This window comes from Mucilaginibacter sp., from assembly GCF_028287845.1.
Classification (GTDB): Bacteria; Bacteroidota; Bacteroidia; order Sphingobacteriales; family Sphingobacteriaceae; genus Mucilaginibacter.
Map to the genome: position 1 here is coordinate 1 of NZ_JAQBOW010000134.1, position 23,172 is coordinate 23,172.

The following is a 23,172-nucleotide window of genomic DNA, read 5'->3' on the forward strand; positions in this document are numbered from 1 at the left end:
CTTTAAAAACAATATTTATTTTCAGTGATCATCTTTGCAGCAATATTTCTTCGTGCTTGTGTGGTATTAATATCTTCGGTTTTAGTATAGCGCTTTAGTCCTATCATCATCATTTTTCTTTCATCACCATCAGTAAATGAATTCAGCGCTTCTCTTCCTGATTTGGCAATATGTTCGGCGGCATCATTTATATACACCCGCATCATATCTATCTGTTCCTTGCAGGCATCTTCATCTTTTAAAGCTACCAGTTTCTCAACACGCAGCTGTAATGATTCGCTCACATAAAGTTCTATCAGCATATCAGCCAAACACATCAGCACTTCCTGTTCTTTACCCAATTGCGTCATCAGTTTTTGAACAGCCGCGCCTGCTACCATTAATGTTGCTTTTTTGAAGTTGGCAATGTATTTCTTCTCTTTTGAAAACAAACTTTCCTCTTCAGCTGCTCCAAAGTCGGGTATGCTTGTCAACTCACCAACAACTTTTTGGGCTGGCCCCATCAGGTCAAGCTCACCCTTTAGGGCACGCTTCAACATCATATCAACCATTAGCATCCGGTTAATTTCGTTGGTACCTTCAAAAATCCGGTTAATTCTGGAATCCCGATAGGCCCTATCCATTGGCCCTTCTGCACTATAACCCATGCCACCGTAAATCTGAACACCTTCATCGGCAACATAATCGAGCATTTCAGAAGCATGCACTTTAATAATTGCCGCCTCTATAGCAAACTGCTCCGTTCCTTTAAGCTTGGCTTTGGTTTCATCAAGCCCCGATGCCATAAACATTTCTGTAGCTTCTTCCATATTCTGGCTGGCACGATAAATTGCAGATTCCGCAGCATAAGTGAGAATGACCTGCTGTGCCAGTTTATAACGAATAGCACCATACTTTGAAATAGGCCGCCCAAATTGCTCGCGTTCATTTGCATAATGCACAGCAGATGTAATAATTTGCTTAGCTGCGCCAACAGTTGCCCCGCCTAATTTTATCCGGCCAATATTTAATATATTCACAGCTATTTTAAACCCGTTCTGACGTTCAGAAAGCAGGTTTTCTACCGGAACCTTACAATCATTAAAAAATACCTGCCGGGTTGAACTTCCTTTAATGCCCATTTTGTGTTCTTCAGGATTCAGAGAAATACCTTCAAAGCCTTTTTCTACTATAAAGGCACTCAGGTTTTCATCATCATCAATTTTGGCGAACACGGTAAATATATCGGCAAAGCCGGCATTGGTTATCCACATCTTCTGGCCTGTGATGAGGTAATATTTACCATCTTCTGAAAGGTGGGCTCTTGCTTTGCCCGAGTTGGCGTCAGACCCGGCACCCGGTTCGGTAAGACAATAGGCACCTTTCCACTCCCCACTGGCCAGTTTTGGAATATATTTTTGTTTTTGCGCCTCATTACCATAATATAGTATAGGCAAAATACCTATGCCAGAGTGTGCCGAAAATGCAACAGAAAACGAATTGCCTGCGCCTAATTTTTCTGTAACCAGCATAGATGTTTTAAAATCTTTTCCGAAACCGCCATATACTTCAGGGATGGATATGCTTAGTAAGCCCAGGGCCCCGGCCTGTTCTATCAGATGAGGCATTAAACCCTTTTCCTGTTCATCAATACGGTTTAAATTGGGTATTACATTCTGGGCAAGAAAGTTTGTACAAGTTTCGGCAATCATTAATTGCTCTTCATTCCATTCTTCCGGAATAAAAACACTATCTGCCGGGGTTTCCCTTATCAGGAACTCACCCCCTTTTATGGCTTTTACAGATTCAATATCATTCATAAATTAATATATTAAGCATTATGATTTATCTTTCTTAAAAATTGGCTATAAAGCCCGGTAATAGTCTTTTTTAGTTTTTATATTGATATGAAGTAAATTTAGAATCCTTTTTAGATGAATAAAAGGCCTGTAATGCGGGGATATTAGTCAAAAAGTCGGGAAAGGAGCGGGCTTGTTGATTAAGATTAACCTAATCAACATTTAACTAAATAATTTTAATGGGTAGATATCATCCGGTAATCAGAGGGCGACAGACCTGTATGTTTTTTAAAATATTTCCCAAATGAAGATTGATCAGGGAAATGAATATTTTCGGCTACCTGTGCGATACTGATCTCATGGTTTCTTAATAATACTTTCGCCTCCAGAATTACGGCATCTTCTATCCATTCACCAGATGTTCTGCCGGTTACTTCTTTAATAATTTCGGTTAAATGTTTAGACGATACACAAAGTGCATCGGCGTAAAATTGAACATTCCTGTGTTCTTTATAATGACGAAAAATCAGGTTCTGAAAAAGTAAATTTAATTCCTGTTTACGGTTTTGCTTACTTTTTAAAATTATATGTTGTTTTTCATAAATAAATTCTACTTCATAAAGCAACGTAGTTAAAATACTTCGGGATATTTCCTGCCGATAAGGATGTTCTTCGCGTTCTAATTTTTGCTGTATTAACAGATACACCTCAAGCAGCATCTTCGCATCATGATGATCAGGATAAATAACAGGTATGGACTCGCTCTTGAAATAGCTAAATGACTCCAGGAAATGGCTGTTAACATTATTTTCAGTTAAAAAAGCCTTAGAAAAAACAATAAATCTGCATAAAAAATCATCACTACTGTTATAAATCCTTAAAATATGAAAGGGTGTTGCCAAAAGCATAGCACCTGCCCTGGCCTGATAAACCTGCAGGTTTACCTCTACTTCTGCTTTCCCTCTTGTACAAATACCAATGATGTAGCCATCAGAACGATAGGGGTATTCACTCAACCCCAATAGTTGTTTTTCGTTAGTTATAAAAAAATCCGGACCAATCAGTTTATCAGCATACAGGTCGGCAAACTTTGATAAACTTAGTTGTGCAATTCTTTTACTCATGTGTTGGAAATATTTAGTTTAATTGCTCAATATCAAAATTACTAATTCTTCATTTTTTTTACCATTCCAAAACGGGCCAATACCTTGTCAATTGTCGAGCTATCTCTTAATACACTGATCCGCATCTTTGTCATTGCATACTCCGACATCTGCCAGCCAAGCGGTAATACCGGCCATATACGGGTATTAGGTAAATTCTCGGCTGTGGGCCTGAATTGAAAAAAGCCGTAATGATTTATTCGGGAAAAAGAATAGTTCCAGCCATCGGCTTTTCTCATATAGCCTATTCTGCTGTTCAATATCCCGGCAGGTGGCGCCAAGGGCTCAAATAAGTTTCCCGGCTTACCCATTGATTCCGTCGCCCGTACAGAATTGGGGAGCGATAGGAATTGAGGCTGGATATGATTAAATATGGTATCTTGCTTTATCAACTTTTTGCGTACCCTTTCAAACACGGTCAACACTTGAAGTGAAGTTTCTGCACCCGAATTGTCCCAGGTACCCCCATCAGTAAAGTGATGCTGTCCGTTTAATTTTGCTGTGGGGCTTATGTAAGGGAACCTGGCACTAAGAAAGGCTGCGGTGCTTAGGCGCAGGTCGCCCGGGTCTTTAATTTCCTGTTCTAACATGATAGTTGCCGGAAAATCAAGGCTGTCCAATAATACCGGTGCTGCTATACCTTTTTTTCCACTATCCACATCAAAAATATTGGCAAAAAGCAATGGCACCTCGTAATAATTACCTTTACAAAGTTCACCCATGGTAACTCCAATATTTATGTGGTTTCCTTTGGTATGTCTTTCCCAGTCCTGTTCCATTAATCTTGCTCTGTCTGGCCAGGGTGCTATTCCCAGTGAAGAGGCCAGCATATCCCTTCCCAGTAATCCAACCATAGTAGAGGTAAAATAATCGTTCCGATAAATGGCGAGTGAATTTACCGGGTAAAAAACCGTATCCTCACTCGTTTTTTGCCTGTATTGATAACGGGCGCCGCAAAGCAATGATAAACCGACGGTGCCGCCGGATGCCCCTGAATAAGAAAAAACATAATGCTGAAAATCGAATACATTAGCATCGTTTTTATGCCCGCTCTTTAACAAACTATCCAATGTACCTACAACCATAGTAGCCCAAACCGTGGCCCGGATGCCACCGCCGTAAGCATTTACAAAAAACACGGGATAAGGCTGATTTGGATGCAGGAGAATAAAGGCTTTAATTTCTTGCTTACGATTGTTTAACCATTGTTCTGTATAATCGTCTAAAGAGTCCAGTGATTTATGGTAATTCTTTTGCTTTTGAATATAAGTTTCATGATAAGGTGTAATTGTATTTACAGATCGGTAAAGGGTAAACAAGAGTAAGATAGTAATCAGGCCCATCCCGATTTTTTTGCCCGTAAAGAGCAAAAATGAGAAAAACAGTAAATAACCTGCCATAGCGCATAATACCACCGGCGTAGTATAAAAACGATTATTACGGGTGACTTCATTTAAAAAAGGGGAGAAATTGCATAAGACAAAAAAAATAAAAGCGGCCAGCCCACTAAAAGTAATCCAGGGTGTTACGCGCCATTTGGCGATAGCCGGTACGCTGGTACGCAAGGTGGCAGTTATCAAAAATATTGCTGATAAAAAGACCAGATCCAGTGATAAATAAGAAAGAAAATAGGGTTCCCGGTTCTGTTTGCCATAACCCCACCCCCAGATGATCAAGGGGAACAGTAAAATAGCCATGCTTAGCCAGTACCGCCATTTAATTACCCGGCCACCACTTTTATAAAGGCGGTCAATCCAGCGATACTGCAATACAATTGCATAAAATGACAGCATTGCTATCAGGATAACTATGGGATATATACCATTGAGCTTATATTCAATGTGGTAAGAATTCATCGTTTGCAGGATACCTGTAGCGGGTATAAGAAACCCGGCAGCTCCCAGTAACCGCCCAATACCTACCTTTCCTGAAGGCCTGCGGCTTGCTAACACGCGGACTCTCTTAAAATCCACCGGACCCATGAAAAAACTCCTGTAGGTAATATTACTTGCATTATCAATCGCCTTTGGTAAATGCCAGCACATCAGGGCCACCAGGGTAGTTGATAACAAGAAATAAAAGCTAGCCAGGCGCGATGTATTGATTGAAAGCACCAGATCCTGCACCTGATTACTAAAAAGCCCCAGGAAATATACAAAAAGAATAAGCAGCACAATACGGAACCGCCAGGCATAGAAGCGTAATTGCCCCAGCCATCTGGATACAAATTCAAGCCAAAACCGGGGTTTGTTAAGCTTAAAGGCTTCAATTAACAGTTTGACAATAAGGATGGTTAGCAGCAGATACTTTATCCATGCAAAGATGCCAATGGTCCATGCATCGGACAATGGTTCTTTAAGCCGGAAATGCAGCAACATGCGGCTGGTCCTTATATTTATGAAGACATCCATCAGCCCTATCAGCAAAGTCAAAGCCACCAAAGCAAAAACCATACGTTGAGAGACGACAATTTTACGGGGATTAGCCCTTTGACTACCTATCCGTATAGTTAAAATGAGCAGGAGCCCAACATAAAACACGATAAAACCATAATCAGCATTGTTGCGTAAAATAACTGTTTCAATACCCGTTACAGTTTTTTGATAATTAGTGTCACTGGTATAAATCTGATTTTTTTTGAAATTCACCTGCCATTCTTTCAAAATAGAATCTCTCCGGGCGTTATTCATATTGATTTCCCAGTCGACGAGGCCTGAAGGTGTGTATTTGGTACTGATAAGGTAATTATCTTTCTGTATCATACTGCCCGTAACCAAAAACCCGACAAGCAGCAATAAAAAAATGGGTTGGAAGTAAATGTTGACCCGGTTCTGTAAACGTCGTAACATAATCCAATGAATAAGATTAACGTACTAAATCTACTGAAAATCCGCCAAAGAAACTTTTTTTTAGAGAATTACTATTAATGCTATCCGGTTAAGAACCGTGATACTGCAATAACAGGATATTCACAAGCGGTTAGTGTCCCAGGGACAGGTGAATACACCTGGGACAGTTGGGACAGTTGACGAAACAAACGTTAACACATTGTTTCTCTGATAAATAGGGTCTTAGCGCTTAATTTCAGTCACTAAATCCGTTGGTGAGATAAAAAAATTAATTTAACAGTTTAGAGCTGTAAACATGATACTCGCCGGGGCTAAGTGTCATTGTATAGGGCAGAGCAGTTACATTAATGCTTGCACCCGTCATATTATCGTACCATATACCCGTGGATGGAAAATTTATATTGGCTGTTTGGTTTACTACATCAAAATTACCTGCAATTTCAACATTTACAGCATTATCAAGTAGTTGCACGATTTTAACCGCGCCGGTAAGGTTATACTTAAAGTTTGTTGTAGCAAATACGGTGTTATTAATCTTCATTTTAATCAGCTTAGCATAGATGCTATACAGGTGCCTTCTGTTTATGTCAGAATTATAGTTCCATAAAATTGGCTTCTCGCCCACCCTGCCATTTTGATTTATGCTGATATCATACCCCAATTCTTCAAACTGCCACAGCATTTTAGGACCGGGAGATGAAAATAAAAAGGCCGCTAACATTTCCTCACGCTTTAATGCGGTAGGGATATCTTTAGTACTGTAATTGCCAGAAATATTGCCGTAGGTTTCATTTTTAAACATACTGCGTTCTTCGTCATGGCTTTCAAAATAAGCTACCAGGTTATAAGGCGCGGTAAATCCATAACCATCATAAAACAACCCGGAAAGATCCCACACCGGACCGGTTGGATAACCCATAGTAGCCTGATCAGCAGGAGAACTTAAATTTGTCCACATCATCATCCCTTGATCTGCCAGTACCTTTTGTTCACTATTATCAGCAAAATGCTCTAATATCACATAAAAGCCCGGATCAATGCTTTTCATGTAATTGTTATAATTTTCCCAAAGAGCCACCCTGCTTGCATCATAGTTGGCCCAGGCAGCTTCAGTAGTAGTAACAGTTTGTGTGTAGCCTTTAGATTGATCAAACCTAAAACCATCAATATGATATTCCTGCATCCAATACTTCATTACATTTTTGGCGTAATATTGTGTAGCGGCATTTTGATGATTAAGCTGATAACCCACTCCGTCAGGGTGCGTAGTGGCAGAAAACCAGGGATTATTGGCTGATGGCGAGCCCGTTGCGGTTGCATATAACTGTACCATTGGCGAAGAGCCAAACTGATCTTCCAAAACAATATCCTGTATAACAGCAATACCTTTTGCGTGGCAAGCATCAATAAATGCTTTATAAGCATTTTTAGTTCCGTAATATTTATCGAGCGCGAAACCAAAATTTGTGTTATATCCCCATGATGAATTGCCTTCAAATTCATTTACAGGCATTAATTCAATTGCATTTACACCCAAATTTGCCAAATAACTCAAAGTATCTGTTAATGTTTGATAGCTGTGGGTTGCTACAAAATCGCGCACAAGTAATTCATATATCACCAGATTTTTTTGTGCAGGCCGGGTAAATGAGGTTACTTTCCAGCTATAGGCTGGCTGATTTGCCTGGAAAACACTTACAATACCGGTTTGCCCGGCAGGATATGCTTTTAAATTAGGGTATACACTGGCAGGTATATAGCTATCGTTTGATGGATCTAATACTTTCTGGGTATACGGATCTGCAACTTTTAGCGTACCATCAACCAAATACTGATAGGCATATTCTTTATTGGGGTCGATGTTATCTATCTGTATCCACCAACGATTGCCGTCGGGCGTTTCATTCATGGCAGTGCCAACCCAGCTATTAAAATCGCCAATAACAGCAATTGATTTTTTGCCCGGCGCATAAATATTAAAAATAACCGAGGTACCGGAATTAATAAAAGTCACTCCATCAATGGTGCCTGTTGGCAGTGGTTTGCCGTTTGCTATTATGATAGTATTGGTGGAACTATCAGGAGTAATAGCCGGATTTTTTTTGCTGCAACCCATACCCAACACGCCGAAAATTGCAAACAAAAAAAACGCTATCCTAATACTCATAAGAGCTACTTTATTTTTTTAGTTCGAAAACAAAAGTTGTTTTTGCAGGAACAATGACCTCCTTAATGTCTGATATATGCTCATTAGTTATAACGTTGATGGCGGTGTTAAATCCGGCCACGCGTTCATTAAATCTATCAGTATGAAGATTTGCTGGCTTATCATTACCATTGTAAATTACCATAACTGTTTTTTCAGTATCATACCTAAAATATACATAAACACCATCTTGCGGTATATACTGCATTAACTTACCCGTTTGCAGGGCAGTTGTGTTTTTACGATAATTAGCCAGCGTTCGGATATAATCAAAAGCTTCATTTTCCTGGTTGTTTCTGCCCCTGGCGATAAATTTATTTTCTTTATCATCAGACCATCCGCCGGGAAAATCAGCCCGCACCAAACCATCAGGATTGGATAGATTCTTCATTAATATTTCATCCCCATAATACATTTGCGGGACACCACGCATAGTTAATAACAGCGCCATGCCTGATTTGAATTTGGTAAAATCTTCTTTTACTATCGAATAAAAACGGCTCATGTCATGATTATCCAAAAAAACCACATTCCTGGTTGGGTCCTGATACATAAAATCCTGCGCCAGTACAGAATAGAGCCGATGAACGCCGTCGGTCCAGCCATCTTTTCCATTCAATGCTTCGGCAATAGCATCTTTTATTTGCGAATCTGTAACGCCAGGTAATTGAGTATCAAAGCCCCGGTTTACCGTATTACCCTGTGTAAAATAAGCCTGGTTAGCAACTGACCATACCAACGTTTCGCCAAAAATGGAAAAGTGCGGATATTCTGCTTTTACTTTCCTGGCCCAATCCGCCATGTAGGCAGCATCATTGTAGGGATAGGTATCTAAACGAAAGCCATCAACCCCTGCATATTCTATCCACCAGATATGGTTTTGGGTTAAATAATTTTGCACATAAGGATTGTTTTCATTCAAATCGGCCATGTGATGGTCAAACCAGCCATCAAGCATAATCTTTTTATCCATTGGCGAGGCATGCGGGTCCATCACGGCAGCATCCCTGAAATTTGATTGCGTGTATTTTGGCCATTGATGCACCCAGCTTTTCATGGGCATATCCTTTATGAACCAATGTTCGGTGCCAACATGGTTATGTACGAGGTCCTTTACAACTTTAAGGCCCAAAGCATGACATTTCTCAACAAATGTTTTATAAAGCTCATTGGTACCATAACGAGGGTCGACCTTGTAATGATCGGTAACCGAGTAACCATGATAAGAGGCCTGTGGCTCATCATTTTCAATTTCGGGAGTAAGCCAAACGGCTGTTACACCCAGATCTTTTAAATAGCCTAAATGGTTAATAATACCCTGTATATCGCCACCATGACGGGCATACATAGAGTCGCGATTTACCTTCGTTTCCCGCATACCCGGTTTTGAATCGTTTGCGGGGTCGCCGTTCGAGAAACGATCCGGCATGATCAGGTAAATCAAATCTTTATTGGTTACACCCTGGGCACGGTTAGGCGAACGGTCGCGCTGATTTAGTTTGTAATTAAAACTCAGCACCTGCCCTGCCTGCTTTTTAAATAGTATTTTAAATTGACCGGGTTTTGCAGATGTGGCGATATCCAGGTCAAGGAATAAATAATTGTTGTTTTCTACTTTATGTACGGCAGTTAATTTAACCCCGGCATAAGTAAGACTTACTGTACTGCTTGCAATATTATTGCCATGAACAAGAAGCTGTACTTTTGGGTTTTTCATCCCAACCCACCATGATGCAGGCTCTACCCGCTCTAAAGCAGGTATTTGAGCCATAATGCTTCGTGTGATGAGAATTAAACCAATTGTAATTACTAATCTTAATTTCATTTTTCTATTAATAACTTATTGAAAATAAATCGCTTGTGTTTTTAATAATCATGCTCTTAACCTTTTCGCCTTCAACCGGGTTAGCATTGCCTTGCGGATCAAATTTTGTAAGTGGTGTTAACATCGATACAAAATCATCATTAAAACCAGCTGGTTTTCCGTTAAGTTTTACCGGCCCTACAAAGCCATGAAGAATCAATTTAATGTTATTGAACTTAGACTTTAACGAACCGTCTGCTTTATCAAAAGTGATTGTTTTTTTGGCAGCATTATAACTGATAAGGCGTTTATAATAAGCACCGGTTTCATTAGCAAAACTTTCGCCATCATCTTCATAATAAGTAAAGCTGTTGTTTTGAGTTCCCTGGTAAATGTTTATAACAAGCGTATCGGTGGGTTGTTGCGCTGTGGTTTGCACCAATGACTGCATTGGGATAATACTGCTCTCTTTTACATAAACCGGCAGCTTATGTGTATTTAACTGCAGTACTTTTTGCTGATTACCATTTTGCACTTCGCCGGTATAAAGGTCATACCATTTACCTGCCGGAAAATAAACCTTACCGAAAGTTGCAGACCCTTCAAACGGCATTACTAAAAACGCGTGCCCAAAAAGGTATTGGTTTTGAAACTGTGTATCGTAAATATTATTGTCGTGTGTGTAATCAATAGCCAATGAACGCATTACCGGGTGTCCGTTCTGCGTGGCCTCATAAAAAGTACTGTACAGGTATGGCAACAGTTTATAGCGCAGGTTGATGTAATTCCTTGAAATTTCCAGCACTTCTTCGCCAAATGTCCATGGCTCTGCGGCTTTAGTGTTAACCCCGGTGTGATTACGGAAATAAGGGTTAAACGCACCTATCTGTATCCACCGTGCAAATAATGATGTTGACCCATTGCCGGTAAAACCACCTATATCCATCCCTGTAAAAGGTATACCGCTAAGGCCCAGGCTATTTAATAAACGTACGCCTGCCAGCATGTGGCTATCTTCGGCGCGGTTATCGCCTGTCCACATAGCAGAATAGCGTTGAAAACCGGCGTAACCTGAACGTGTTAACACAAACGGACGCTTGCCGAATGCCGCGCGGGCTCCCTCATAGCTTGCGCGCGCCATTTGCAAAGCGTATACATTGCGGGCCTGTAAATGCGAAGCCTTGCTACCATCATAATCAAATAGGATATTATCAGGCATTTTCTGCCCCCAGGTAGAAATTTCGTTCATGTCATTCCATATCCCGCTAATACCATCATCACCATACTTCTTAATTTCGCTTCCCCACCAGGTACGTGCTTTAGGATTGGTAAAATCAGGAAAATAGCACCAGCCGGGCCAAACCTCGCCGGTATAATTAGTGCTATCCGGGTATTTAGCAAAAATATTTTCTTTTAACCCGCGCTCATAAGTACCGTAGCCTTTTTCAACCTTCACACCCGGATCAACTATCACGGTAACCTTAAAGCCCATGTCTTTTAGTTTATCCGTCATTGTTTTAGGATCAGGAAAACGGTTTTTATCCCACGTAAATACTTTGTATTTATCCATGTAATGAATATCTAAAGTAATACCATCAGCCGGTAGTTTTTTCTCGCGCAAAGTTTGTGCAATACGGTAAACCTCAGTTTCGGGATAATAGCTGTAACGATTTTGCTGATACCCCAGGCTCCATAGCGGCGGCATCTTCATACGGCCGGTTAATGCGGTGTATGATGTAATTATATCGGCAACCTGTTTATGGTAAATAAAATAATAATTCATTTCGCCGCCACGTGCCCCAAATGATGAGAAGCGGTTATTGCTGGCGCCAAAATTAAAATCGCTTTGGTAGGTATTATCTAAAAAGATACCATAATTTAAATCATGATGTATACCTATATAAAATGGTATAGTTGAATAAATAGGATCTTGCTCGGTAGAATATCCATATACATCTGTATTTGTGTTGGTATACCCACTTCCATGGCGATCAAGGTTCCCGGTTTTTTCACCTAAACCTATAAAGCGTTCGCCTTCCTGCATTTTTTTATACGTTGTCACCGATTCGTTCACCCATGAAGTATTCAAGCCGGTTTCATCTTCATTAATAATCTTGCCATCTGCAGTATAAAAACTAACCGCGAAGGGTGTTTTGTTGATAATAGCTTTTAACGAATCTGTTATGATGCTAATCTGGTGTGTATCCTGTGATATTTTAACTTTAGTTTTTTGAGGCTGGGAAATTACCGCGTACGAAAAATCGGCAGCAAGCTGTTGCTTGTTTAATCTGATACGGATCACGTTAGCACTGTAAACGGTAACTTGTGCAAAAGCGTTGTCTGTAACTATGTTTAGTTGTTGGTTATCAATTGTTACATTTTTAACATTGCCCGGGCTTTTTACCGGGTTATTTTGAGCAGATGTTGAAAAATGTATTATTAAAAACAGTACAGTAACCAGGTGGCGATATTTTAGCTTCATTGTTTATATATAAATGGATAATTGATCATTATCGGTTATGGCATAGCATATTATCATTGCAAAACAATAGTTAATAACATGCGGAAATCGGGTAAAAATGGTCCGCTGTTAACAGCGGACCAGTATAGAATTGAGATCAGTTAATATGTTTTATTATTTATTGTTTAACCAAGGTATAGGTTGCCTTGGTTGCATCTGTAGCATTAACACTAAAGTTAAATTTATAGGTAGCCGCAGCCGCAACCGAGATATTGCCACCGTTGGCCGATGTCAGATCAACTCCATCAGGTGTTGCGAGTGTGCCATAGCTGGTTCCCCAGTCATGATTTCTTCTAACTTTAAATCCCTGGCCCGCAACGGCAGTAAATGGCGAAGTTACCGTCCAAATCTGGTTACCGTTATCATATTTCATGTCGGTATCACTTGCCCAGCCACCTGGTGTAGCATCGCCAATTATGCTATAATAATAAGCAACTGGCGCAAAAGTGATTGTATTAGTATTTAAATTTAACGTTACCCAGGTTAATCCTGCAGCCGGAGCGGTAATATCACCACCTCCATTATAAACTACAGTTGCACCGGTTGCCCCATAAGAGTTTGTCCAGGTTTTAGCCGGAGTAATTTTAAAAGCAAGATTACCGGCAGTGAAATTGATAATACCTGTATATATACCATTGCTTGTAGCTGATAATAAGCTATCTGCAGTTGCCGGGTTCCATCCCTGGTAAGCACCCGGTACATAAAGAAATGAAGTTAAATTAAACGGAGTTAATGTAAGGGTTACTACATTTGAATAAACTGGTTTTACACTGGTACCAACCGAATAGGCAATACGTGCTGACACTTGTGAAGGGGTACCCGCAGTTAAACCAAGTTTTAACAACAGGGCATTAAAATCCGTTGTTGAAAAACCTTGTGCAAGCTGTTTTACACCTACTGTAACTAATTGTGGTTTTGCCCAATTATCACTTGCCAGGTCAATTTGCAGCGTATTTGTTGTAGCGCTGGTATAACCATAATTGGCGTTGGTAAAGTTAAAGGTGATTACTTTGGTTGTATCATTGAGCTTAGCTTTATCCAAAACCATGGTTGTTGCCGAAGCACTTAATGTACCTGCTGTACCACCATTTGTTACTACAAGTGTGTCACTTTTTTTACAGGAAGCTAATGAGAACAGCACTATACTGCCAAAAGCTAAAAATTTTACTAAAGATTTTTTCATTATAATTTCGTTAATAATTAATATCCTGCGTTTTGTTTAAGATTTGGGTTAACTGCTCTATCCTGATCTGGTATTGGATAAAGGTTACGAAATGAAGCTACACTTGTGCCTAATTTTACACCACCTTTAAATGGCCACACATAGTTAGCGGTGGTAAATTGGTCATAACGAATCAGGTCAGTTCGCCTTAAACCTTCCCAGTACAATTCGCGGGCTCTTTCATCCAGGATAAAGCTGGTGGTTAATTGTGCCGATGTTATATTACCAGCAGCACTTCCGTATGCCCGGGTGCGAATATTGTTAATATAAGTTAAAGCTGTCCCATTATCACCCCCTGTACCGCCGCGTAGCACGGCTTCGGCGTATATAAGATACATTTCGGATAAACGGAATAATGGCATATCTATGTCAGAGTAAGTCAGGTCTGTTCCGGTAGCACCGGCTGCAGTAACATTTCTGAATTTATTAACCGCATAGCCATCAGTAAATGAGGTAACATCATTTATATCCAAACTTTGGCCGCGTGTCCAAAATTCGGCACGGGTGTCTATATTTTTATTGTTTGGAAAATAGGTTAATGAGGTATCCTGCGGAGCTGGAAAAAGGTTAACTATATTTTTTGTTACTCTTATACCCGCCCATTTCTGGTTAGTTCCGTATAAGGGTGCCGGCATGCTGCCACCTAATTGAGCATTCTTTAAAAATGTTGTACCGCCGTATCCCTGTGTTTTTGCACCATCATAATTAATGGTCAAGACAGCTTCAGTATTTCCTATATTATTATCTGCCAGCATCAGGTTATCATATTTTGGTATTAATGTATAACCTGCAGCAATTACTTTTTGAGCATAGGTTACAGCATCTGTATACCTGGGTGTTCCGGTATATACACCTGCGTTTAAATATAAACGTGCCAACAATGCCCATGCAGCAGCCTGGTCTGCGCGGCCATATTCGTTTTTAAGTGGCGCAACTAATAAACCATCAATAGCTTTCAATTCACTTTCAACATAAGTAAAAAGTGCAGCCCTTGTGGTTTGTGGAGGTATTGTAGAACCTACCGCAGTTGCATCAGTAACAAAAGGCGGGTTACCAAACAAATCCATCAAAACCCAGTATTGATAAGCGCGTAAAAAACGCGCTTCGGCCACATAATAATGAATATTTGTAACATCAGCGCCTGTTATGCCACGACTGCTTAAATTAGCATCTGATGACTGCCTGATAAAATCATTGCATAAAGTAATTTGGTATAAACTCCTGTAATACAAGCCAGTTAAAATAGGATTCGATGATGACCAACTCATGGCATGAAAATCGGGTAAACCCGGGTCGCCCCATGCAATAACCGCTTCATCAGTAGGTAATTCCTGCGCGCACCAGAACAGGCGAAAAAAATCAGAAGTGCCTTCATCTATTCCCTGTACATCACCACTGCCAGCAGGGCCTGTGTTGCCGGTAAGCGCAAAGCTGCCATACACTTTAGCCAAAGCTTGTTTATAACCGGCTGGCGTGCTATATACCTGGGCCGAAGTTACCTGGTCATTTGGTGTGATAATTTTATTCTTATTACAGGACATTAAGCTGCCCCCTAATAAGCCAGCACCTAATAATATTATGATTAAATTCCTTTTCATTTTATTTCTTTTTAAGCATTTAAGCAAAAGTTTATAAGCTAAGATTTACACCCAATACATAAGTTCTGGGTCTTGGGTAAAGATTATTATCAATACCGTTAGTAATTTCAGGATCAACGCCTTTGTATTGGGTAATAATAAATACATTTTGAACATTTGCACTTATTCTCAGATCGCCCGTATTTTTGAATATTTTTCCGAAATTATATCCTATATGCGCATTATCCATTCTGAAGAATGAGGCATTTTGGATGTAATAGTCTGATAACAGATCATTACTGCTATTACCCGTTAAACCACTTGTAAGAACATCTGATGACCCATTGTTAATAAAACCAAGCGGATTAGTAATATTGCGCTGTATACCTGTATTTGAAGCTACATTGTTATATACGTAGTTTCCAAAACTGGCGCGGGTAACAAAACCTATGCTCCACAACTTGTACCTAAAATCAGAGCTGAAACCAAAATATTCTTTTGGATCAGGGCTATGATTGATATACAGATCTTGGTTATTTATTAAACCATCTTTATTCTTGTCTACAAATACCGCATCAAGTGGTTGCCCGTTTGCAGCATATACTTGCTGATACACATAAAAAGAATTCTTCGGATAGCCTACCTGGTCTATTTGAATAGTTTGGCCTGTACCACCCGCTATACCGCCTACCTGTAATCCGGGGAAAGACGGAGTTGTTACCAATGTTAAATTGGTGATCTTGTTTTGATCATAAGTCGCATTCAGATTTGCGGTCCATGATATATCTTTAGTATCAATAATGCGGGCATTAATACTAAACTCTAAGCCCTGGTCAACCATATTACCTACGTTACCTGTAATTTGGTTACCAAAATTGCTTCCGGCCGGCTGACCAATTGTGGCAAGTAAATTCTTGGTTTTTCTGTAATAGTAATCCAAGCTACCTGTTATACGATCATTTAGGAAACCATAGTCAAAAGCCGCATTTGCTGTAGATGTTTGTTCCCAGGTTCTGCCATAATAATAAGCAGCCGGGCGGTACATTTGATAATAATTACCACCAAACTGGTACTGTGCTGTAGTATTACTTAAGCTATAAGGCGATAGGTAATCATAATTGCCAATTCCGTCCTGGTTACCGGTAACGCCGTATTCCAAACGTAGTTTAAGGTTTGACAAGGTTTGATTGTCTTTAAGAAAATCTTCTCTGTTAATTCGCCATGCAAAAGCAACCGACGGGAAATTTCCCGTTCTGATACCCGGGGCAAAACGTGTAGAAACATCGCTCCTGATTGTACCGGTTAATAAATATTTTTCATCATATACATAATTTAACCTTGCATATCCCGAAGTAAGCTGGCTTTCCTGTATATCATACGGGTAATTAAATGTCGAAGTTGCTCTTACAGTTCCATCAGAAAAATAGGAAAGGAAATTATAGCTTGTTGCTTTAAAATCCTGGAACGAATAACCCGCAACTACATCAACATGACTTTTTATAGCCTTTATGTCTTTAGAGTAGCTCAAAAATCCTTCAAAAAGTTTATTACCGGTAGTTTGGTTATACTGGCTGTAATTTCCATTATAGTAATTTCCATTTTGAAGCACATCTATATTTGAAGCAGCATCAGCCGGAACTACGTCAGAACCTGAGCCTTTTGTTGCATCATATGATACATTCACATTAACGTGCAGGTCTGGAAAGAAATGAAGTTTGTAGTCAATACCTAAACTAACTATAGCCCTGTAAACTGTACTACTGTTATTATTTTGTTCTAATAAACCAAGCGGGTTTAATGGCGCCAGTGATTTAAGACCGCTTGGCGTATTGGTAGGATCTAATATTTGCGTAAAACCACCATAATTGTTATTTCCAGAGTAAACAGGTAATGTAGGATTAAAACTAACCGCGCTGCCTATGGCGCCTTCATTAGCAAAACGTTGTTTTACCTGCGCGCCTTTAAAGTTAAAATTGATCTTTAAATGATCGGTAAATAAGCTTGGGCTTAAGTTTATAGCACCTGTATAACGTTGTAATGAACTTGTTTTTAATATACCATTCTGGTCTGTATACCCAACAGAAACCCGGTAAGGTAATTTATCTTTAGCTGTAGTACCTGATACGCTTAAATTATTATCAGTGCTGTATGATGTTTGATATATCTGTTTTTGCCAGTCGGTATTTGCATTTCCTAATAAACTGATGTATTTTTTGTTTGAAGTAGTATCGTTCGCCCTTACATAAGCGCGAAATTGATCCGGGCTTAGTACCGGGGCCTCCTTAGGTAAAGTTGCTACCGAAAATTGTGTACTAAAGTTTATTACAGGTTTTCCTGCCTTGCCTTTTTTAGTGGTGATTAATATAACTCCGTTTGATGCCCTGTTACCATAAATAGCGGCGGCTGATGCATCTTTCAGTATATTAAACGATTCGATATCATTCGGGTTAATCAAACTTAACGGATCAGCAACGCCCGAAATTCTCGAAGTACCATCAGTATTACGGGAGTTATCCAGTGGAACGCCATCAATAACTATCAACGGGTTATTGCTGCCATTTACTGATGCACCGCCTCTGATACGGATTGTGCTGCCTGAACCGGGAGCCCCGCTGTTTGAAATAATAGATACACCTGCTACTTTACCCTGTATCAATTGCTCGGGCGTAGTAACCGCGCCCTGATTAAAATCTTTCGCAGTAACTGTAGCTATTGCACCGGTAAGGTCTGATTTTTTTGCCGTACCATAACCAATTACCACTACTTCACCGAGACTTTTCGCGTCAGGGGCTAATTTAAAATCCGAAGTAACATTACCTGCAACGGTTAACGTTCTTTCAAGTGGCTGGTAGCCTATAAAGCTTGCTACTATAGTAACAGAACCCGTAGTTACTGATAACTTGTAATTTCCATTTATATCTGTAGCTATACCGTTTTGACTTCCTTTTACTACTATGGATGCTCCAGGAAGAGGCTGATTATTTTCATCGAGCACTGTACCTGAAATAATCGCTGTTTGTGCAAATGCAATGGATGTTAACATTAAAAATGCACATAATAGCAAATACTGTTTTATATGTTTTTTTCTCATTTAATTTATTTTTAGTTTATAAGCTGTTGTTGGTTTATAATTTAGACGGGATGGCGGAATGCTATTGGTAAACAATTAAGCCATTGTTATAAACTCATCGCCTCAAGTGGAGTAGTGTTGTTTTATCATGATCAGTTAATTTGTATTAGTTTGTTTCTTTTTTACTGGTGCCCAAAAAACTATTAAATCTTAACCGCATGTATTGCATCATAATGCTGCATTAACAGTCGATGTCATAAATTTTAATTTATGCCCAGGAAATTTTCATGTTTGGTTTATCGTGTCACTATAATATCACGGCTTGTTGCACTTGATATTTTTTTATGACCGCACAAAATAAGGTGGGATATCTTCGGCAACCTATTTATTTACAAAAAATATAAAAAAAAATGCCCTTTATTTTTTTTATATTTCTAATAATCAGATGTTTGAAAAAAAGTCTTTTGAGAAAAATTTAATTTAAATTTTAACTTTATTTAACAAATTATGCCGCTTTTAGCATGAAAAAAGTCACCCAATATTGGCGGAAATTCACAAGAAGAATAGAATTAAGGTTTGCCGTCAATATCAACAGCTTTAATTGCCATAATACGCTGATCAAAACTATCGCCGTGAACCAGCGCCCTGGCCTTGATACGCATTTTATATACGTAAATTGTTTTTTCAGAATACTCCAATATATTAGCTACAGTCTCCGTATCGCTAATGCCCATACGCATTAAAGCAAATATCCGCAGGTCCGTAGTCAAAACTTCGTGCTCTTTGGGCCATATTTGGTCATCTTTATTAAACAGGGAATTAAATTCTTCAATAAAATTGGGGAATATCTTTATAAAAACATGATCAAAAGTATAGAACAAGGTATCACGCTCTTTTTTAATATTGATCTTATCGGCCATTATCTGGATGTCATCATATTTTTTGATAGCCAGTTTGGTATCAACAGATCTTTTTATACGCTCTAATTGCAAAATATAGCCAGATATAACATTGAAGAAATAGCCAATATAATCTTCTTTTATTTTTGTTCCTTCCAGTAATTTTTCGTTAATTTTTTCCAGCTGGACATTCTTATCATCAATTATCTTTTCTTTGGTTTTTAACTTTCTAAGTTGTTTAAAAAGTATACCCAACGTAACTATAACCAATATTGCGAGTAATGCTATCAGGCTAAAAAAAATAATAAACCGGTTTTCTTCCCTTTCTATAAATGCTAACTTCTCGGATGCTACTATAGGCAACAATGTTCCTATTTGAACTTTTCGCTGTCTTGCACCGTAAAAATCAGCATCAGCAAGCGCATTTTGCAAGGCTGTATAAGCATTTTTAATATCACCTTCTTTATACAATAGTTCGGCAAGCCAAAAAAGTGCTACGGTTTCTTTAGTAGATGATTGAATGTCGCTGATCGTAGCTTTTATTAATAACTCAATACATTTATTTTTTTGAGGAGTATTAAGGTAAACATTGGCCAGAGTTGAGGTTACAATAGCATATTGATGCGCAGTAAGCTTGTGCTGATTTAAAAGATTGTTAAAATCAACAATGGCTGCATCATAATTACCGTTCCTGAATTTCTTAAAACCCATTAAATACACGTTATCATATGATCCGGGCCGGCTTAAAGCAATAGCCGAATCAATATATTTATTTGCCTGCTCCTTATAATTTGCCGCATAATGCCGGTCATTATCATAGCTAGCCAAATCATAATACGCGCGTGTAAAAATGGAGAAATATTCCATTTTAACACTATCGTTCAAATTGCGCACGTTAATTCCGCGCATGCTGTCAAATGTTTCTTTAAACATACCTGATGACAGCAGTATAAAGCCGATTTGTATTTTACTAAAATCTTCTTTGGATTTATCATGCATTGCCAGGCTCAGTTCCTGCAGTTTGGCAGAATATACATAGGCCGAATCATATTGATATGACTTATACTCGTCATACAGCTTATTACATAAATTAAACTGATCCTTAAAATTATAAAGCGGGATGTTGGTAAGTGTATGTTTAAGATTTTTAATACGTACCTCTTTTTGATGGTCGTAAACTTTCTTTTTATTTAGTTCAAGTTTTAAATCGTCAAACAGATCATTTGTTTTTGAGTCTGAGAAAGCATTGTATGCAGCAGATATAAAAAATAAAATTAGCAAGTATTTGATTAGCTTGGGGTTGAAGCAAAAGTTGTATATCATTTGTACTAATTTTATTTACCGTAAAAGCAATTACGGTAAAGTTTATTTTCTAATTTATTCTCCAAAAAAATAATAAATATTTTGTAAGGCTAATAGTAAACGTAATAAAAAATCTGAATAATACAAGTTTAAACATTGTCTGCAAACTATAAAATTAATATGCATTAGTTTACAAATGACCTGCAAATTTAAACCTAAACAGCCTCCTTATACATCGCTCTGTAAAAAGGGGTTCGCATCTCCTAGATTCGAATCCTAATAGGATCATATTCTACAAAAAAGCACCTACATTGATTTGCAAGTGCTTTTTTAAAGTTTTAGCATTAGTTTAACAGATCATAACATCACCCAAACTGCAACTCACCAAAAAACTCAGATAAATGAAAATCCGGATTTTGACTTTGAATAGCATTCCAGGTAAGGAAATGCGGCTCGGGTAAATCATCGCCACATTTAAAGAAATTGCCGCGTCCCTGTTTTTTATCAAACGAATTTAAGTTGGTATATGTAAACACGTCAATTGGTATAGCCAGTGTTATTTGCCACTCAAAATTTGTAGCGGCAAATTCATCGGCTGACTTAATTAATATAGTTTTTTTAATTTTGTCAATTACGCTTTCGGGCATCAGCTTTCTATTCGTTCTGTCTATCCCATACCCCATTAGGCAAATACCTAAGCAATTGATCTCAATATTATAGTATTCGTTTTCTGACCCGAAAGAAACAAAAAATTCAACGCAGTTATCTTTACATACCGGATCGTTTGTTTTATGCATATTGGTTTTAATAACATCTTCGTTAACATAAAATTTCAGAAAAATGGCATCACCACAATGAGCAATAGAAAAATTTGTTTGACAATTAATTTTAAGTTTGGTCCACGGATCATTATCAATTTGATGCGATGGCAATGAGTCCATTAATTGGGATACGTCTTCAATAATAATGTTTGGATTTACCGAATTAATTAACGGTATGCGTATAGTTTTCATTAAATATGATGTAGAAGGTTTATTTCCCTTTTAAGATTGAATTATTGAGTAGCCAATAAAGCACTTTAAATATTTTTTAGAAATTAGGTAAAGGAATATAGCAAATCATTATATTAATTCAGGAGATAAAATGCCAGGCTAAACCAGCCGGCATATTATCTCCTGAATTTTTAATTAATACCCTGTGTTTTGTGTTAGAACTGCATCTTTATTTAGATTGATTTCTGTTTGAGGGATCGGTAATAATGAATTATACGGCTGAATAGTTGTATTCTCCTTAATATTTAATCGTTTAACACGCTCCAGCAGTGTACCGGTTCTTACCAAAGTCATTCTGCGGTTTTCTTCACCAATTAATTCTCTGGCACGTTCATCCAAAATAAAATCCATTGTAATGTCTGATGCTGTTACCAAAGAAGCTTGTGCCCTGCTGCGTAAAACATTGATACTTGTTGCTGCCTGAGCAAGCTGGCCAAGTTTAAATTGTGCCTCGGCAAGTAAAAGATATGTCTCCCCTAAACGCATCATTATTAAATCTTTATAATCGCCAGTACCATTTATGTCACTCGGAATAAAGAAATTCCATTTGGTAGTGTATGGAACAATACGAAATAGGGTATCAGCAGGCGTTGGGATAACTTTTTGACCAAATTTGGGGTTGGTTGGATCGTTATAATAAAAATTACGACGAAGACTATATGGCGAATTTCGCATATCATTACCTGTATACAAGGCATTAATAAGCCACGGGCTTAGGCGTAACCGGCCCAGGCCACGGCCACCAAGCGAATCGCAAATAAGTATTCCGCTAAGCTGGTAAGATGATGGCACCCAAACCCGCCTGTGTTGGTCAAAACTTGAAGATCCTCCCGGAACGTTATATTGCTGTTCTTCAACCCAAATAGCTTCTTTGTTGCCTTCCCTTCTGCGTTGGTTACCATATATAAACATGTCCGAAAACGGATCTCCCGGTAAGCTGGCTTTAACCCCATACCTTGCTGTTGTTATAGAGAACTTACCGCTGTTAATTACTTTTAAAAGTTCAACCTGGGCAAGGTCCGGCTTTCCTTCACGCAGGTAAACCTCACCAAGCAATTGTTGTGCGGCTTCAACGCTAATTCGGCCCGGCAATTTAACGGCGTCAATATTGGGCAGATAAGTATCGGCATAAACAAGATCATTATTAATAAAGTTATTCAAAGTATCTACAGGAGCCCTTACAAAGTCTGTTTTTGCAGCTGTTATGGGTTGAGATACCAATGGAACACTTCCCCATAATGTAACCAGGAAGTTATAGGCGTAGGCTCTGAAAAATTTGGCCTGAGCTAAAAATGATTTGCGGCCAGAAGCAGAAAGTGGTGTTGAGCTATCAGATGCTCCTTGAATAATCTGATTAGCATTGGTAATTACCCTGTATGCCCAGGTCCAATAATATAATGCGGCCGGATCCTGAGAGTTCAGTGTAACATAATTATGATAAGGATATTCTTCACCATTACCATTGCCATCTATACATACGTCGGTTCCAACCTGAAAAATACATAATAAGGATTGGGTTGATTGCATGGTATACTGTTCGCGCACGGATTCCTGAAGGCCTGCAATTGCGGCGTCTAATCCAAGCGAATCTTTAAGTGTAACTGTGGGCGTATAAGCCGAGTCTGATTTTTCATTCAGAAAACTCTTTTTACAAGATATTAAACCGATTGAAGTTAATATAACGAGTAATAAAATATTAAGCTTTTTCATTGTTTTATAATTTAAAGGT

12 protein-coding genes are annotated in these 23,172 nt (G+C 38.7%); all 12 read right to left on the reverse strand.

Features of this window, described 5'->3' with window-relative positions; genetic code table 11:
* Nucleotides 1–2 precede the first annotated feature (2 nt).
* On the reverse strand, nt 3–1,799 hold the full coding sequence (locus JWP71_RS13405; protein WP_299500859.1) for an acyl-CoA dehydrogenase family protein: 1,797 nt from the start codon (nt 1,797–1,799) through the stop codon (nt 3–5).
* A 215-nt stretch (nt 1,800–2,014) separates the two neighbouring features.
* Nucleotides 2,015–2,902, reverse strand: coding sequence for a response regulator transcription factor (locus JWP71_RS13410; protein WP_299500862.1), 888 nt, complete (start codon nt 2,900–2,902; stop codon nt 2,015–2,017).
* A 41-nt stretch (nt 2,903–2,943) separates the two neighbouring features.
* Nucleotides 2,944–5,790, reverse strand: a complete 2,847-nt coding sequence (locus JWP71_RS13415) for a hypothetical protein (RefSeq protein WP_299500864.1) — start codon at nt 5,788–5,790, stop codon at nt 2,944–2,946.
* A gap of 268 nt (nt 5,791–6,058) precedes the next feature.
* Complete coding sequence (locus JWP71_RS13420; protein WP_299500866.1) at nt 6,059–7,957, reverse strand: alpha-amylase family glycosyl hydrolase; 1,899 nt, start codon at nt 7,955–7,957, stop codon at nt 6,059–6,061.
* 10 nt (nt 7,958–7,967) lie between these two features.
* On the reverse strand, nt 7,968–9,821 hold the full coding sequence (locus JWP71_RS13425; RefSeq protein WP_299500869.1) for a glycoside hydrolase family 13 protein: 1,854 nt from the start codon (nt 9,819–9,821) through the stop codon (nt 7,968–7,970).
* Between the two features lie 7 nt (nt 9,822–9,828).
* A complete protein-coding gene (locus JWP71_RS13430; protein ID WP_299500871.1) occupies nt 9,829–12,282 on the reverse strand; it encodes a glycoside hydrolase family 31 protein in 2,454 nt (817 codons plus the stop codon).
* 157 nt (nt 12,283–12,439) lie between these two features.
* The gene (locus JWP71_RS13435) at nt 12,440–13,504 is read right to left on the reverse strand and encodes a SusE domain-containing protein (protein WP_299500873.1); all 1,065 of its coding nucleotides are present in this window, start codon (nt 13,502–13,504) and stop codon (nt 12,440–12,442) included.
* Nucleotides 13,505–13,521: 17 nt separating this feature from the next.
* Nucleotides 13,522–15,141: a RagB/SusD family nutrient uptake outer membrane protein gene (locus tag JWP71_RS13440; RefSeq protein WP_299500876.1), complete on the reverse strand. Its 1,620-nt coding sequence runs from the start codon at nt 15,139–15,141 to the stop codon at nt 13,522–13,524.
* Between the two features lie 31 nt (nt 15,142–15,172).
* Nucleotides 15,173–18,211, reverse strand: coding sequence for a TonB-dependent receptor (locus JWP71_RS13445; RefSeq protein WP_299500879.1), 3,039 nt, complete (start codon nt 18,209–18,211; stop codon nt 15,173–15,175).
* 548 nt (nt 18,212–18,759) lie between these two features.
* Entirely contained in the window at nt 18,760–20,370 is a 1,611-nt protein-coding gene (locus JWP71_RS13450) for a DUF6377 domain-containing protein (protein WP_299500881.1), read from the reverse strand.
* Nucleotides 20,371–20,756: 386 nt separating this feature from the next.
* Nucleotides 20,757–21,404 (reverse strand): carbohydrate-binding family 9-like protein, encoded by a 648-nt coding sequence (locus tag JWP71_RS13455; protein WP_299500884.1) that lies wholly within the window; start codon nt 21,402–21,404, stop codon nt 20,757–20,759.
* 174 nt (nt 21,405–21,578) lie between these two features.
* Nucleotides 21,579–23,153, reverse strand: a complete 1,575-nt coding sequence (locus JWP71_RS13460; RefSeq protein WP_299500886.1) for a RagB/SusD family nutrient uptake outer membrane protein — start codon at nt 23,151–23,153, stop codon at nt 21,579–21,581.
* Nucleotides 23,154–23,172 lie beyond the last annotated feature (19 nt).